The following is a 14,230-nucleotide window of genomic DNA, read 5'->3' on the forward strand; positions in this document are numbered from 1 at the left end:
ACGGTATGCCGGTGAAGGTCAGGTGGTTTTTTTTTTTTTCAAGCAGAAGACGGCATACGAGTTTTCTTAGGGTCTCGTGGGCTCGGAGATGGGTATTAGAGACAGGAGCGCGCCCCGGAGCTCGCCGGGCAGGGCGCCCGCGTCAGGATGACCGGCGGTCACGGGCTGAGCGACCACGCATGGAAGATCGTGGTGTGCCGGAACGACGACGCGGTCCCGTCGAACCCGTACGTCCCCCGCCACGACAGCGGATCCTGCTGCTCGCCCACGATGGTGATGGTGTTCGCGCAGCCGCCCTGACCCTTCCTGGTGGCGTTCAGTATGAGCTGCTGGCCGAGGTGGCCGCTGGTCACAGCCCATGGGGCACCGCAGATGCCCGACTTGATGGTGCCGCTGACGACCTGGAACGGGTAGGTGTTCGGGTCGATCTCGAGGTCGATGACGAAGATCGCCGACCCGTTGCGCAGCTCCACGTAGGCGTTGGTCGTGGCCGTCTTCTGCGCGGCGACGGACTCCGCGAAGGACTTGGCCCGTCCTCCGGTGGCGTCGTAAAAGGCCTGGTCGGCCTTGGTTGACTGAGGCATGGCGGTTCTCTTCTCCGACGCCGCAGCGCTGCGGCGTCTCGGCGGCTAGGGCGGCTACAGCAGCGTCTCGGCGATCTCGACGCGGAGCAGGCTACGGACGTGCTCGATGTGGTTCACGATGGTGACGTGGACGGACCCGGCGAAGAGCAGGCCCATGGCGACGTTGTCCAGGCTGGTGACCAGTGATCCCGAGTCGCCGCCCGCCGACATCGCGGTCGTGACGATCTGGTCGCGGAAGCGGCCGGTGCCGAACCCGTAGCTCACGTCGATCGTGGCGTCCACCGCCATGACGCGGCCCACGCTCAGATTGGTCGTCCGCCCCACCTTCCGTACCAGGTCCCCGACGGAGACGTTGGCCTTGCGCCGCCAGCCCCTGGGCGCGGAGCTGAAGTAGATCTCCCTGGTGGCGTCCTGGAACTGCGTCTCGCCGATCGCCGCGTCCACGATGTTGTTGTGGCTGGCGAGCGGCACCGCGGGGGTGAGGTCGATCGGGATGAACCTGGACAGGATGGCGATCCGGTCCTGCGGGTCCGTGCCGCCGTCGAACCGGCCGGGCTGCACGATCGCGCTCCCGACGGGGGCGCGGTTGGAATCGGCCAGGACGTGGTTGTTGCTGAGCACGTAGAACCGTGAGGGCGTGCCGAGGCCCGGCATGGGCGGGTCGACGGTGGCGCCGGGCAGGAAGTCGTAGACGACGCTGCCGAGCGTACCGGCCGTGACCTGCACGTTGCCGATGGAGAAGCCGGACGGGCAGGGCCGCATCCGCCGGGTGAGCACCTGGACGCCGGCCTCCGTCGGCGCGCCGTCGGCGCGCGGGATCGGGGGAGCGGGGGCGGTCAGGAGCTGGGTGGCGGGGCCGCTCGTCAGCTGCTCGGCGACGACGTGGCCGACCCTGACCACGTCGACGGTGGTCCCGTCGTCCATCCTCGGGGGCAGCAGGTCCCGCTCCCTGAGCATGGTGGGCGGGACCTTCTGCGTGACGAACACGAGGAGCGCCGGCTCGCCGGTCGGCTGCCCGTTCGTCCACTTCACCCCCTGGCCGAACCCGACCACGTTGCTCGGCCGCGTCTCGGGATCCATCAGCGTCTGGGCCGCCTGCTCCCTGGCCGCGTCGGACAGGCGATAGCCCTGGGATCCGCGCATCAGTTCTGGCTGGCTCACGGCCAACCACCTCCTACCTGGATGGGACTCCGGGTGCGGCGATGCTCACTGGGCCGTGGGGATCCCGATCTCGATGACCTTGACGGGAACGCCGTCCAACTCGGCTGGGATGCCGGTCGGCGCCATGTGGGTGACGTAGACCACGATCACGTCCTCGTTCGCGTCTCCCTTTCCGGTGGAGACGCCGGTGACGTTCGGGATGGCGAGAAGCGCGTCCTCGTGCCGTCGTCTGATCTCATGCACGTCCATCCAGGGCCCTCCGCTGAGATCTGCCGCCCCTGGAGCGTAGACGTGCGTCGTTCCCCGGGGATTCAGGGGCGCGCCTAGGGAAAACCCCAGCATTCCACTCCTCCGTGGGTCAGGGGGTCCCTGGGCGCGCCTCATCGCATGGCGGAGCGGGCGGTGGGGCGCAGGCGGATGCGCTGCGGGGCGGCGGTCAGGTAAGGCTTCAGCATCGGCAGGTCCACCTCCCGCTCGTCCTCCGGTGTGTCAAAGCGGGCGAACCACACGAACACGTTCTCCCCGGTACGGACCGGCAGGCGCGGATAGGTGTTCTCCGCGTGCTCGGTCTCGAGGCGGATGATCGGCGGCACCCCGGCCTCGGCCAGCACCGGGACGGCCTCCGAGGCGAAGAACTCGGCGAAGCCGTCCTCGACGTGGTAGATCGTGGCGATGTACAGCGATGGGGGCGGCTCGGCCGCGCCGACCGGCGGCCGCTCCCACGCGGGCGGGTCCCACGCGCCCACCGGATGCAGGAGGAGCACGTCGTCGGAGTCGATCAGCGTGGCGTTGGCGGCGTCGCGGTTGGCCAGCCACACGGGTCCGCCGTAGAAGGCCTCCAGCGCCGCCTTGCGGGCCGGCATGTCGGGAAAAGCCCGCAGCCAGGGGAAGGTGTCGGGCGCGTCCGGGTTGCGGAAGGAGCCGGCGACGCGCATGCCGGTCGCCTCCTGCGTCTCGATGAATTCCCGCTCGAACAGGTCGATCAGCGTGTCGCGGTGCCCCGGGCGCATCGTGTATTGGCGCAGCTCATAGATCATGCCGCGACGTTATGCCGGAGTCGCTGACATCCCTTGTCAGCGTATGGGCCGAATAAAATTCTGATTACTTAAAGCTATCGCTTGGCGACACAGAGTTATAGGCTCGCACTCGACCTTGATCTCTGAGGTCAACGAAGGTCAAAACGAAGGTCAAAGCGAAGGTCAAAGGGGGTGGTGGTGTGCCTTCGGGCCCGTGGCGCCCGCCGCCCTGGAGGGCTTCCCCAGCTCACGAAGGAGCAGAAGTGATCCGAAGAGCGTGCGCCGTCGCGGCTGTGGTGGCAGCGGCCGCCGGCGGCGTGCTCCTTGCAGTCCCCGCTCACGCCGACGACTGGTCCGACGGCTGGAGCCGCCGCATCTGGTCCGAGAACTGGAGCGGCAACAGCGACTCGTCCCAGTCGGGAAACAACTTCGGCGACGTCTCCGCGGCCAACCGCGGAGAGGGCGCCTCGACCAACGTCAACAACGTCAACGGCATCGCCTGGACCGCCACGAACGGCGGCATCACGGTGACGTACATCTTCCACTGACCCCCAACAGGCCCCCAACAGGGATCTGAAAGGACATCGACATGGTGAAGAAGCTCTGCGTGGCCGGTCTCGTCGTCGCCGCCGCGGCCGGTGCGACGCTCCTGCCGGTCCCCGCGTACGCGGACACGAACATGGGCAACTCCAGCTCCAACCGCGGCTCCGTGCAGTCCGGCAACAACATCGGCAACGTCGTCAACGCCAATGTCAGCGGCCACGACGCGAGCAGCGTCAACAACGTCAACGGCAACGCCATCACCGCGAGCGACGGCGGCGACGTCCGCATCGACGACGTGCTCGACTAGAGCACCTCAGTGGCGCGAGCCTGGTCCGCACGACCCGGCTCGCGCCCTGATCAGCAGGAGATCCCGCCGTCCACCGGGATGACGGCGCCCGTCAGATAGGCCCCCGCCCGCGAGGACAGATAGATCGCCGCGCCCGCCATGTCCTCGGGACGGCCGATGCGGCCCAGGGGGACATTGGACGCGACGAGCTCGCGGGTGGCGGGATCGTCCAGCGCGAACGCCATCATCTTCGACTCGAACGGCCCCGGCGCGATGGCGTTGACCGTGATGTGCTCCTCCGCCAGGTGTCTGGCCAGGTGCCTGGTGAGCATGTGCACGGCGGACTTCGTCGAGGAGTAGGCGTAGGTGGGCATCGCCGGCACCCTGATGCCGTCGATCGAGCCCACGTTGATCACCCGGGCCGGGTCTTCCGCGGTGGCCGCCTCCCGCAACTGCGGCAGGAACCGCTGCGTCAGGAAGAAGACGCCCTTGACGTTGATGTCCCAGAGCTTGTCGAAGGCGTGCCCGGGATACTCCTCCAGCGGCGCGCCCCAGGTCGCCCCCGCGTTGTTGACCAGCACGTGCAGCGGCCCGTCCACCGCCGACACCAGCGTCTCCAGCCCTTCGGCCGTGGACAGGTCGGCGGGCACGGCCGTGCAGCCCAGCTCGGCGGCCGCCTTCTCGACCTCGGCCGTCTTGCGGGCCGAGATGTACACGGTCGCTCCCGCCTCGGCGAAGCCTGCCGCGATCATGCGCCCGATGCCCCGCGAGCCGCCCGTGACGACGACCGTCTTGCCTTCCACCGAGAACAGACTCATGCTCTGGCAGCATGCCATACCGGCCGGTCGGTCGCTAGCCGCCCTGGTCCTTGACCCAGAGCCGCAGCAACCCTCTGAAGTGCTCGGCGAACCGGTCGTGCTCGTGCGCCGGGTACGTCGCGGCCACCGTCTCCACCAGCAGACGGTCGAACTCCGGCCCGGCCACCCACTCCAGCACGACTTCGTCGATGTGCCCCAGATGCGTCTCGCAGAACTCCTGGTAGCGCTCGGTCTCGAAATACCGGTCCGCCAGCCGTCGGTACGCCGCCAGCCGTTCCTCGTAGCTCCCGGTGACCGCGAAGTAGTCGTGCGTCTCCAGGTCGATCCTGGGCCGGCGCCGGGTGGCCACGCAGAACACGCACCACTTCACCAGCGCCTTGATCGCCCAGGGGAAGTAGTAGTGCAGGCTCGTCAGCGCCACGTCGGGGCAGGCGTTGGCGTAGTCGATGGGGTGCACCTCGGACCCCTTGACGAGGGTCTCGCAGGAGTTGAACTCCCATCGGAAGAACGCGTTCACCAGCCGCCCGATCGTCACGACCTCCTCGCCCGCGGACGGCGACAGGAACGCGTGGTCGACGGCGTACCTGGCGTGCATCGGCTCGTCCGGCCTGAATCGCATCACCATCGTCTCCGCCCCGATCGACAGCGACCTGGCGAACGCGTCGTACCCCTGGACGGCCTCCTGGAGGTGCATGAGCATCTCGCCGCTCGCGTCGTAGGCCCGGTGCAGCTCGTCCCGGTCGCGCACCAGGGACACGCCGCGCCAGGCCCCGCCGTCGTACGGCTTCATGAACAGGGGGTACCCGATCCGCTCCGCAACCTCGTCCAGGTCGAAGGGACGGTTGTAGCGGGCTGCGGTGTAGGCGTACCTGGCGTTGTCGGGCGGGTTCTTGTACGGCACGAGCACCGTCTCCGGCACCTTGAGCCCGAGTCGCATCATCGCGCAGTACGCGGCGTGCTTCTCCATCGACTGGAACGTGAAGGGGCTGTTCAGCAGGTAGACGTCGTCCATCATGGCGATCTTCTTGAGCCACTCGCGCGGGTGGTAGTACCAGTACGCCAGCCGATCGATCACCAGCGCGTGCCGCGGTTTCGCCCGCAGGTCGAACGGCTCGATCGTGAGGCGCTCCACGTCGAACTCGCCCACGCCCTTGATGGGCCCGAGCCGCCGCAGCACGGTCTCGAACGCCGACGGCCAGTCCTCCTCGGTCCCCAGCAGCAGCCCGATCAGCTGTCGCACGACGCCTCCTCCCGCAGCCGCCAAGGGGGTCAGACGCCGGGAAGGCGGCCGTTGCGGAACAGATCGACGAATCTTTGATGGTCTTCCCGGGCCTGTGCCCCATAACGGTGCGCGAAATCCACCAACATCCCGCTGAATCCGGCCCTGTCGCCGCCGACCACGGCCACGATCGCCTCCTCCGTCGAGAAGTCGACGAGGTCGTGGCTGGACTCGTCGTCGGCCACGGAATGCATGCGCGCGACCGCCCGCCCCAGGTCCCGCACGATCGAGCGCAGCTCGTCCGGCTCGTTCACATCGTCCCAGTCCAGGTCCGCGGAGTACGGCGACACCTCCGCCACGAGCTGCCCCACCCCGTTGAGCGTCGTGTACCCCAGCCACGGATCGGCGTACGCCTGCAGTGCCCGCTGCGACTCAGCCGTGCGATGCCCCTGGTGCCGGAAGTAGGAGGCCACCTTCTCGTCGGTCACGTGCCGCGCCACGGCCGGCGCCGCCGCCTGCTTCATGTACAGGATGACGTCGTTCTCCAGCGCCTGGGAGCGCCCTTCGAGCAGCAGGTTGTACGACGGCAGCCCCGCCGACCCGATGCCCACGCCCTTGCGCAGGGCCACGTCCTTGATCACGTGCTCGACCGGGTTGCCCTGCACGGGCAGCGTGGTCAGGTAGTCCTCGAACGCGACCAGCACGGCGTCCCTGGTCGCCGCGTCCACGCTCTCCCGCCCTTCCATGAGTGCGAAACGCCGGTCGTAGTCGTCGACCACGGTCTCGACGTCCAGCAGCGCCACCCGCGTGCTGAGCCGCGCCGTCTGCAGCACCCGGTGCAGCACGCCGGTGGTGGTGTCCAGGGTGAGCGCGCCGATCGCGTCGTCCCCGCCGGCCGCGATGCCTGCCAGCTCGTCCAGGTACGCGCCGGCGAAGTCGGTCACCAGCACGCCGATCGAGTCGTCCGACAGCGCCTTGGCGTACCCGAGCAGCGCCACGCTGGCGGCGAAGCGCTTGAGGTCCCAGACGTACGGCCCCACGTACGCCTCGTCGAAGTCGTTGACGTTGAAGACCAGGACGCCGGAGGCGTTCATGTACGTGCCGAAGTTCTCCGCGTGCAGGTCGCCGTGGATCCAGACGCGGCTGGTGGGCCCGTCGAGGTAGGAGTCGTCCGCGTACGTGCCGTTCACGTCCGCGTAGAAGAGGGACGCACTGCCCCGGTAGAAGGCGAAAGGAGACGCCGCCATTTTCCGAAATTTCCGCCTAAACGCGGCGGGGTCTCGCTTGATCGATTCGCCGAACTCCGTCATGAGGACATCGAGCAGGAAAGAGGAGCGTGTGCCCATGTTTCGGACAGTAGAGCGGGAACCTCCTTCCGCCTAGCCCGATCTTTCCCCGACAGGGTCGAGTCAGGGGACGACCGCGGGATCCCGCTGCGCCGCCGGCAACGAGCGCAGGCCCGCCACCGCCAGCGCCACGACCAGGACCCTGCTGCACCTCTTCCCGGTCTGGGGCCACCAGACCCGCGGCAGAGAGCCGGTCGAGCACGCCGTACAGCGTGCCGATCTTGAGCTCGCGCCCGCAATCGACCTCTTGGACGATCCCGTAGCCGTGGCGAGGCTCGTCCACCAGCGCGGTCAGCGCCAGGAACATGGGCCCCGTTATATTCACGCCCCCACTATATCCCGTCTCGCAGGATATCGTTAGGGATGCTGCGATGAGACGGAGACCACCTCTCCCGTCATGTACGACGAGTAGTCGCTGGCCAGGAAGACGATCACGTTCGCCACCTCCCACGGCTCCGCCGACCGGCCGAACGCCTCCTTGGCCGCCAGCTCCGCCAGCAGCTCCTCGCTGGTCACCTTCGCCAGGAACGGGTGCACGGCCAGCGACGGCGCCACCGCGTTGACCCGCACGCCGTGCTCGGCCGCCTCCAGCGCGACGCACCTGGTGAGCGCCATCACCCCGGCCTTGGCGGCGGCATAGTGCGACTGCTCGCGCTGGGCCCGCCAGCCGATCACCGAGGCGTTGTTCACGATGACGCCGGAGCCCTGGCCGATCATCTGCCGCAGCGCGGCCCTGGTGCAGCGCATGGTGCCGTTCAAAGTGACGTCGATGACCGCGTGCCACTGCTCGTCGGACATCTCGGCCAGCGGCGCCGTACCGCCGAGGCCGGCGTTGTTGACCACCACGTCGAGCCTGCCGTGCGCCTCGACCACCGCGTCGAACAGCGCCAGCACCTGCGCCTCCGACGTCACGTCGCACGGGATGGCCAGCGGTTTGACGCCGGTGAGCTCGGTCAGTGCGTCGGCGGCGGCGGCTAGGCGGCGCTCGTGCCGGTCCGAGATCACGATCGTCGCGCCCTCCTCGGCGCAGCGCCGGGCTGTCGCGTAGCCGATGCCCGCGCCGGCGGCCGCCGTCACCAGCGTCACCTTGCCGTCGAGCAGGCCGTGTGCCTTCGGGTAGGACCCAATGGACAGTGGCGTCATGGCCTCTCCAATCAGCGGGGGAGCCCCAGAGTGCGCTCGGCGATGATGTTCCGCTGGATCTCGCTGGATCCGGCATAGATCGTGTCGGCGCGGCTGAACAGGAAGAGCCGCTGCAGCTCGTTCGGCTCTCCCACGAGCCCGCCCTTCCCCTGTACGGCCTGCGCCAGCTCGCCCAGCCGGCGATGCCACTCCGACCAGTACAGCTTCGCGATCGACACCTCGGGCCCCGGGTCCGGGCGCAGCATCCGCAGCGCGTTGAGCCGCATGATCTCCAGCTCCAGCCACGATTGGACGAGCCGGTCCCGCAGGACCGGATCCTCCGCCGCGCCGGTCCTCTTGGCCGTCTCGATCACCTTGGCCAGCTCGCGCCGGAAGCCGATCTGCTGCCCGAGCGTGGACGCGCCGCGCTCGTAGCCGAGCGTGGCCATCGCGACCCGCCAGCCGTCGCCGGGCGCGCCGAGCACGTTCTCCGCCGCCGTGACCGCGCCGTCGAAGAACACCTCGTTGAACTCCGACGTCCCGGTCAGCTGCACGATCGGCCGGACGGTGACGCCGGTCCGGCGCATGGGGACGAGCAGGTACGACAGCCCGCGGTGCCGCTGCGAGCCCGGCTCGGTACGGCACAGCACGAAGCACCAGTCGGCCACGTGCGCCAGCGACGTCCACACCTTCTGGCCGGTGATCACCCACCGGCCGTCCTCCAGGTGCGCCTTCGTCTGGACGTTGGCCAGGTCGGAGCCGGCCTCGGGCTCGGAGTAGCCCTGGCACCACAGCTCCTCGCCGCGCTGGATCGGCGGCAGGAGGCGGTCCTTCTGCTCGTCGGTGCCGAATTCGAGGATGGTGGGGCCGATCAGGCCCTCGCCGATGTGGCCCACCCTGGCGGGGGCGTCGGCTCTGGCGTACTCCTCGTGGAAGGCCACCTGGTCCTCCAGGGAGGCGGCGCGCCCGCCGTACCGCTCCGGCCAGCCGAGACAGGTCCAGCCGCTCTTGCCGAGGTGGCGCTCCCACGCCAGTCGCAGCTCGTGCCCTTCGTGCTCGCGCCCGGGGCCGCCGAGGCCGCGGGCGGCGGCGAACTCACCGCTCAGGGCCTCCTCCAGCCAGGCCCGCGCCTTCTCGCGGAAGCCGGGTGTCTCTCCGAGAGCGGCCTCCTCACGAAGGCTCAACGAACCCCCCGTACCCGCCGCGGAAGAACACCAGCGGGCCGCCCTCGGCGTGCGTGTCGAGCTGCAGCACCCGCGCCACCACGATCATGTGGTCGCCCGCCGGGTGCTCGGCCTCGACCGCGCAGTCGATCCAGGCGAGCGCGCCTTCGAGCACCGGGGCGCCGCCGGGGGACACGGTCCACTCCAGGCCCGCGAACTTGTCGCCGCCCTTGGTGGCCATCTGGGCGCACACCTGCTGCTGGTGCTCGGCCAGCACGTTCACGGTGACCACCTTCGCGTCGCGCACCCGGGGCCAGCTCGTGCTGGTGTGCGCCACGCAGAACGCCACCAGCGGCGGGTTGAGCGAGACCGAGGTAAAGGAGTTCGCGGCGAGGCCGCACGGCCGGCCGTCTTGCGGGTCGAGCGCCGTGATCGCCACCACGCCGGTCGCGAACCTGCCGAGCACCTGCCGGAAACGCCGGCTGTCGAGATGGCCGTTCGCGCTCTGGGGGGAAGGGCCCGTCGGCATGGCGGCTCCGTTGCGAGTCCTGCGCTGATGGGGCGTCGGAAGGCCGCGACAGCCGTCCGGCGCGATGAGCCGGGCAGCGTGTGTGCTCATGGTCCGCCTCCTAGTCCACCGACTGCGCCTATCTTACCAAGCGCTTGCTTGGACGGTAGGGGCAACCCGGAAAACGTGTCAAGTCGACTGCGGTGAGCCTTGGGGGCGGCAGGCGTGTCCGGTACGCGTTGACATGGGGGAAATATCCAAACTACGGTGGCATTTGTGGCCAAGCGCTTGCTTGATTTTCGGGATGTGACCGCGATAGCCGGGGTCGGCTACACCCCCTTCACCAAGGACTCCGGCGTCAGCACCCTGACGCTGGCCTGCCGCGCCGTGCTGGCCGCGCTGGAGGACGCCGGCCTGACGGCGGACGACGTTGACGGCCTGGCCACGCACCGGGTGGGCGACTCGGCCGCGCCCACCCTGGTCGCCCCCGCACTCGGCCTGACGGATCTCACCTGGCATCTGGACCAGTTCGGCGGGGGCAGCGTCTCCCACGCCGTCGTCGGCCAGGCCGCGCTGGCGGTGGCGGCGGGGGTGGCCGACACGGTCGTCTGCTACCGGGCCATCAACGCCCGCTCCGAGTTCCGCATGGGCGGCACCGGCCGGGGCGTGCCGGCGAGCCCGGAGGTGCAGTACCAGGCGCCGTACGGCTATGTCGCGCCGCCGCAGCAGTACGCCATGTACGCACGCGCCCACATGCTGAAATACGGCACCAAGGCCGAGCACTTCGGGCACCTGGCGGTCACCCAGCGGGCCAACGCCGCCAAGAACCCGCGGGCGCTCATGCGTACCCCCATCACGCTGGACGACTACCTGGCGAGCAGGTGGATCGCCGAGCCGTTCCGGCTCCTGGACTGCTGCCTGGAGACGGACGGAGCCTGCGCCGTGGTCGTCACCACGGCGGAACGGGCCCGCTCGCTGCGCCGCCCGCCGGTCCTCATCTCGGCCGCGGCCTGGGGCGGCGGCACGTCCCACCTGTCCGGATCATCGTCCGCCGACCCCACGGTGACCGCGGCCGCCGCCCTGGCCCCGCGCCTCTACGCGCAGGCCGGGCTCGGCCCCGGAGACGTCGACGTGGCCGAGATCTACGACTGCTTCACGTACTCGGTGATCGTCCAGCTGGAGGACTACGGGTTCTGCGCCAAGGGGGAGGGGGGTCCGTACGTGGCCTCGGGCGCCACCTCCCTGGACGGCCCGCTGCCGGTCAACACCCACGGAGGCTTCCTGTCGGAGGGCTACGTCCACGGCGTCAACCACATCGCGGAGGCGGTGTCCCAGCTTAGAGGCGACGCGGGGGACCGCCAGGTGCCCGGCGCGGAGGTGGCGCTCTCCACCGCCCAGCCCGGCTACATCCTTCCCGCCACCTCCGCACTGATCCTCAGGAGGTCGTGATGGCCTACCGGCCGGAGCCTGACAGGGACTCCAGGGAGTGGTGGGAGCGGATCGCCAGGCACGAGTTCGCGGTGCAGCGGTGCGACACCTGCGGCACGGCACGCCTCCCGGCCAGGGCGTTCTGCCCGGACTGCCGTACGGAGGCGTGGCACTGGGAGGAGGTGGAGCCCGAGGGGGCGGTCGAGAGCTGGATCGTCAACCGCCGGCCGTTCATGCCAGGGGCGCCGGAGCCGTACGTGGTCGTGATGGTGCGGCTGGCGGCGGTGCCGGGATGTGTGGCGTACGGGAACTGGTGCGGCGGGCTCCCCCCGGAGTACGGCCAGCGGGTGCGGGCGTCCTACCGCCGGATCGACGAGTGGCTGACGCTGGTGAACTGGGAACCGGCCGGTGGGTGAGGAGGATCCGGGAATCTGGATCTTCATCCGGTCCGGCGTAGAGCCTCCCACTCGTTGACCTTGATCCGAGAATTGGTTTCGTACCAGAAAACCCCACCAGTCCCACCATCACGAAGCTGCCCTCATGTCGGGCTTCGAGGGTCGATGATGAGGCAGTAGACGTCAACGCGGACGGCTCGATCTTGGCGGCGGACGATGAGCGGAACGGACTTGGTGATCGGCGTGGCGGCGAGGCCACGGGTCACGATGATCCCTGCCGTCTGCGCGTCTGATGGGGCCTGGCCGCGGTCATCGGCACGCGACCCGCCCGGGGCGGAGGATGTCCCAGTGGGAGATCCACCGGCCGGTCCTTCGGAGGAAAGCGCGCCCTGGCGGGCGTGGGGGACCCGCCAGGACGCGCTTCCTGCCCCGTGAGCGACGGCGCCAGGACTCCGGCGAGGGATGGAGTCCTAGGCCGTGGATTCGCTCACGGAGTCGATGGGGGAGTGTGGAGGCTCCTGCTGCCGGCAACGTGCGGCGATGCGTTGAGCTGCACCAACCGGGTCATCAATGGGGTGCGTGACGGGGGCGCCACCCTCCTCGTTCCAGACAAAGGATCCGTCATTGCACCACACGGTCAGCTCAGTCAACACCGATTGCGCGGACATGCCGTCGCCATTGCTCTGGTAGGTGTGGGTGAACCCCTGGCGGGGCAACGCGTAACGCAGTAAACGTGTTGCTGCACCAGGGTCATGCCAGGGCAGGTACGGCGTACCCGTGCGGACCGGCAACACTGGCCTCCACCCCCTCACCGGCCTTTAGATGGATTTGTACCAACGAATGGATGATGGGCCGCTCAAGGGGGTTCGGTCAAGGGGTTGTGGCCTGCTAGAACCAGATCGTCTAAATTGTTGGAACAAAAGGGGTGAAAGTGGCAAGGTCGGTGCTGTATCAGCAGGTGGCTGCGGAGTTGCGACGAGCCATCTACTCGGGTGTCCTCGGCCCCGGGGCACAGCTTCCGACCGAGGCGCAGCTCATGGAAGACCATGGGGTGAGCAGGAACACCGTAAGGCTGGCCCTCGGAGAGCTCGTCAACGAAGGGCTCGTTACGCGCACGCCGCGGCGCGGAACCGTGGTCAGAGACCGCAGACCGCTGCTCATCTATCCGCAGCGGGAGCTGGAGCCGCAACCCACCGGGGAACTACGAGAGGCCTTCGCCTACGCCGTTGCGCAGGAAGGCCGCGCGCCAAGCCAGTACATTGAAGTGCTGACGGTTTCTCCCGTCGAGGAGATCGCCAGCAGGCTGGAGTTGGCGGATGGGGAATTGGCCGTGGTGAGACGTCGTCTGCGATTCGTGGACGGCCAGCCGTACAACACCAACGATTCCTACTTTCCCCGTGATCTTGTTGCTGACTCCGAGATCGCCAGGCCCGGAGACATCGCGCGAGGGGCGAACCGGGTGCTGGAAGAGCTGGGCCATGCGCAGGTGCGTGTCGTGGACGACATCTGGGCCCGCATGCCCAACCAAGAGGAGGCCGAGCGCCTCCAACTCGAACTCGGCACACCAGTCATGGTGTATGTCCGAGTCGGATACGACGGGGTCGACATGCCAGTGCGTGTCGCCGTGTCGGTGCTTCCCGCCGACAAACATTTGATCAGATACGAGCTCGATCGCCGCTAACGGGCTCGGATGAAGGGGTGATCCCGCCGGCCGGGCGCAGCGAGAAATAGCCGCCTCGCTGGCCTGGGGGAGTCGTGCATACTCCCCTAAATCGCCATTTATCCATATATATCGGGTTGAGGCCCCATTTCGCCCCTACGCGACATTGCGTCATTACGCTGTGCTGTCGCGTGGAAACCCAACGCAACGGGAGTTGTATTATGCACACAAACACCCTGCTTCATCCGCTCGCACTCCGCAGAGCGGAACCTGCGGACCTTCCCGGCGTACTCACGCTGCTCGCGGACACCGCCGAGTGGCTCTATTCGCAGGGCGTACGACAGTGGCCCCGCAACGGGTTCGGCCCCGAGCGGATCGAGCCGCTCATAGAGGAGCGGGTGCTGTACCTGCTCGACGACGAGCTCAGATACCTCGACCCCGATGAATCAGCCCCGCCGGTAGCCACCATAGCTCTCGACGACCACGCCGACCCGGAGTTCTGGACTCCTTCCGACCATCCGGGGGCGGCGCTCTACATCCACAAGCTGGCCGTGGCCCGGCCGTGGTCGGGCAGCGGGCTCGGCGACGCCCTCCTCGACTGGGCCAGCGCCTCGGCGTTCGCCTCGGGGCTGCCGTTGCTGCGGCTGGATTGCGCCAAGGCGAACCCGCGCCTGCAGCAGTACTACCGCAGCCGCGGCTTCCGCCACGTCCGCACGGTGGACCTTTCCCACCGGTCCTCGGGGGCGCTCTTCCAGCGCCCCTCGGAGGACCTGCGCACCACGGCCTTCCGCGACCTCACGGCCGCGGAACTGATCACCGCCTAGCGGATCCCACCCATATGCCCGGCCTCCCCACCGGGAGGCCGGGCCCAGGCCCCCACACGCACCCATCGCCCTCGCACCCACGCCCGTCCCATCGCCCGCCTCTCGGGACGCCGGCGCCCGTCGCAAGGGCGTGCGCCCGCGGCCCTCTGGCCGTCGC

At 68.8% G+C, this 14,230-nt stretch carries 17 protein-coding genes; 6 read left to right on the forward strand and 11 right to left on the reverse strand.

What is annotated here, in order from left to right:
* Positions 1–158: 158 nt before the first annotated feature.
* The 4 genes from EJK15_RS49605 to EJK15_RS49620 form a co-directional block, all read right to left on the reverse strand.
* On the reverse strand, positions 159–584 hold the full coding sequence (locus tag EJK15_RS49605; protein WP_138717446.1) for a hypothetical protein: 426 nt from the start codon (positions 582–584) through the stop codon (positions 159–161).
* Positions 585–638: 54 nt separating this feature from the next.
* Positions 639–1,745 carry a chymotrypsin family serine protease gene (locus EJK15_RS49610; RefSeq protein WP_206061587.1) on the reverse strand — a complete coding sequence of 369 codons (1,107 nt, stop codon included), beginning with the start codon at positions 1,743–1,745 and terminating at the stop codon, positions 639–641.
* 45 nt (positions 1,746–1,790) lie between these two features.
* Positions 1,791–1,994, reverse strand: a complete 204-nt coding sequence (locus EJK15_RS49615; RefSeq protein WP_138717447.1) for a hypothetical protein — start codon at positions 1,992–1,994, stop codon at positions 1,791–1,793.
* Between the two features lie 131 nt (positions 1,995–2,125).
* The gene (locus EJK15_RS49620) at positions 2,126–2,782 is read right to left on the reverse strand and encodes an NIPSNAP family protein (RefSeq protein WP_138717448.1); all 657 of its coding nucleotides are present in this window, start codon (positions 2,780–2,782) and stop codon (positions 2,126–2,128) included.
* A gap of 242 nt (positions 2,783–3,024) precedes the next feature.
* Here EJK15_RS49620 and EJK15_RS49625 point away from each other — a divergent pair, with 242 nt between their 5' ends.
* On the forward strand, positions 3,025–3,309 hold the full coding sequence (locus EJK15_RS49625; protein ID WP_138717449.1) for a hypothetical protein: 285 nt from the start codon (positions 3,025–3,027) through the stop codon (positions 3,307–3,309).
* A gap of 41 nt (positions 3,310–3,350) precedes the next feature.
* Complete coding sequence (locus EJK15_RS49630; RefSeq protein ID WP_138717450.1) at positions 3,351–3,611, forward strand: hypothetical protein; 261 nt, start codon at positions 3,351–3,353, stop codon at positions 3,609–3,611.
* A gap of 50 nt (positions 3,612–3,661) precedes the next feature.
* On the opposite strand, the gene EJK15_RS49635 is transcribed toward EJK15_RS49630, so the two are convergent.
* From EJK15_RS49635 to EJK15_RS49665, 7 genes are read right to left on the reverse strand one after another with little or no spacing between them, the layout of a single operon-like run.
* Complete coding sequence (locus tag EJK15_RS49635; RefSeq protein WP_240777711.1) at positions 3,662–4,408, reverse strand: SDR family oxidoreductase; 747 nt, start codon at positions 4,406–4,408, stop codon at positions 3,662–3,664.
* 34 nt (positions 4,409–4,442) lie between these two features.
* The gene (locus EJK15_RS49640; protein WP_206061588.1) at positions 4,443–5,648 is read right to left on the reverse strand and encodes an ATP-grasp domain-containing protein; all 1,206 of its coding nucleotides are present in this window, start codon (positions 5,646–5,648) and stop codon (positions 4,443–4,445) included.
* Positions 5,649–5,677: 29 nt separating this feature from the next.
* A complete protein-coding gene (locus tag EJK15_RS49645) occupies positions 5,678–6,973 on the reverse strand; it encodes a DUF2252 domain-containing protein (RefSeq protein ID WP_138717452.1) in 1,296 nt (431 codons plus the stop codon).
* Positions 6,891–7,280, reverse strand: a complete 390-nt coding sequence (locus EJK15_RS49650) for a PadR family transcriptional regulator (RefSeq protein ID WP_138717453.1) — start codon at positions 7,278–7,280, stop codon at positions 6,891–6,893. The genes EJK15_RS49645 and EJK15_RS49650 overlap by 83 nt, the downstream gene beginning before the upstream one ends.
* Before the next feature lie 50 nt (positions 7,281–7,330).
* Positions 7,331–8,116, reverse strand: coding sequence for an SDR family oxidoreductase (locus EJK15_RS49655; protein ID WP_138717454.1), 786 nt, complete (start codon positions 8,114–8,116; stop codon positions 7,331–7,333).
* A gap of 11 nt (positions 8,117–8,127) precedes the next feature.
* Complete coding sequence (locus tag EJK15_RS49660; protein WP_138717455.1) at positions 8,128–9,279, reverse strand: acyl-CoA dehydrogenase family protein; 1,152 nt, start codon at positions 9,277–9,279, stop codon at positions 8,128–8,130.
* Positions 9,266–9,787, reverse strand: a complete 522-nt coding sequence (locus EJK15_RS49665; protein WP_138717468.1) for a flavin reductase family protein — start codon at positions 9,785–9,787, stop codon at positions 9,266–9,268. Before EJK15_RS49665 ends, EJK15_RS49660 begins: the two co-directional genes overlap by 14 nt.
* A 255-nt stretch (positions 9,788–10,042) precedes the next feature.
* On the opposite strand from EJK15_RS49665, the gene EJK15_RS49670 reads away from it, so the two are divergent.
* The 4 genes from EJK15_RS49670 to EJK15_RS49685 all read left to right on the forward strand — a co-directional run bounded on the left by EJK15_RS49670 (position 10,043) and on the right by EJK15_RS49685 (position 14,073).
* Complete coding sequence (locus EJK15_RS49670; protein ID WP_240777712.1) at positions 10,043–11,215, forward strand: thiolase C-terminal domain-containing protein; 1,173 nt, start codon at positions 10,043–10,045, stop codon at positions 11,213–11,215.
* Positions 11,215–11,610 carry a Zn-ribbon domain-containing OB-fold protein gene (locus EJK15_RS49675; RefSeq protein WP_240777713.1) on the forward strand — a complete coding sequence of 132 codons (396 nt, stop codon included), beginning with the start codon at positions 11,215–11,217 and terminating at the stop codon, positions 11,608–11,610. The genes EJK15_RS49670 and EJK15_RS49675 overlap by 1 nt, the downstream gene beginning before the upstream one ends.
* A gap of 910 nt (positions 11,611–12,520) precedes the next feature.
* Positions 12,521–13,270: a GntR family transcriptional regulator gene (locus EJK15_RS49680; RefSeq protein ID WP_171074984.1), complete on the forward strand. Its 750-nt coding sequence runs from the start codon at positions 12,521–12,523 to the stop codon at positions 13,268–13,270.
* Between the two features lie 200 nt (positions 13,271–13,470).
* On the forward strand, positions 13,471–14,073 hold the full coding sequence (locus tag EJK15_RS49685; RefSeq protein ID WP_138717458.1) for a GNAT family N-acetyltransferase: 603 nt from the start codon (positions 13,471–13,473) through the stop codon (positions 14,071–14,073).
* The last annotated feature ends 157 nt before the right edge of the window (positions 14,074–14,230 follow it).

It is taken from the genome of Nonomuraea basaltis (assembly GCF_005893125.1).
Taxonomy (GTDB): domain Bacteria; phylum Actinomycetota; class Actinomycetes; order Streptosporangiales; family Streptosporangiaceae; genus Nonomuraea; species Nonomuraea basaltis.

What these genes read in the sequence shown, in the direction of transcription:
- EJK15_RS49605 (WP_138717446.1), bottom strand. Translation starts at nt 584, where the DNA reads ATGCCTCAGTCAACCAAGGCCGACCAGGCCTTTTACGACGCCACCGGA.
- EJK15_RS49615 (WP_138717447.1), bottom strand. Translation starts at nt 1,994, where the DNA reads ATGGACGTGCATGAGATCAGACGACGGCACGAGGACGCGCTTCTCGCC.
- EJK15_RS49620 (WP_138717448.1), bottom strand. Translation starts at nt 2,782, where the DNA reads ATGATCTATGAGCTGCGCCAATACACGATGCGCCCGGGGCACCGCGAC.
- EJK15_RS49630 (WP_138717450.1), top strand. Translation starts at nt 3,351, where the DNA reads ATGGTGAAGAAGCTCTGCGTGGCCGGTCTCGTCGTCGCCGCCGCGGCC.
- EJK15_RS49635 (WP_240777711.1), bottom strand. Translation starts at nt 4,408, where the DNA reads ATGAGTCTGTTCTCGGTGGAAGGCAAGACGGTCGTCGTCACGGGCGGC.
- EJK15_RS49645 (WP_138717452.1), bottom strand. Translation starts at nt 6,973, where the DNA reads ATGGGCACACGCTCCTCTTTCCTGCTCGATGTCCTCATGACGGAGTTC.
- EJK15_RS49650 (WP_138717453.1), bottom strand. Translation starts at nt 7,280, where the DNA reads ATGTTCCTGGCGCTGACCGCGCTGGTGGACGAGCCTCGCCACGGCTAC.
- EJK15_RS49655 (WP_138717454.1), bottom strand. Translation starts at nt 8,116, where the DNA reads ATGACGCCACTGTCCATTGGGTCCTACCCGAAGGCACACGGCCTGCTC.
- EJK15_RS49665 (WP_138717468.1), bottom strand. Translation starts at nt 9,787, where the DNA reads ATGCCGACGGGCCCTTCCCCCCAGAGCGCGAACGGCCATCTCGACAGC.
- EJK15_RS49675 (WP_240777713.1), top strand. Translation starts at nt 11,215, where the DNA reads ATGGCCTACCGGCCGGAGCCTGACAGGGACTCCAGGGAGTGGTGGGAG.
- EJK15_RS49685 (WP_138717458.1), top strand. Translation starts at nt 13,471, where the DNA reads ATGCACACAAACACCCTGCTTCATCCGCTCGCACTCCGCAGAGCGGAA.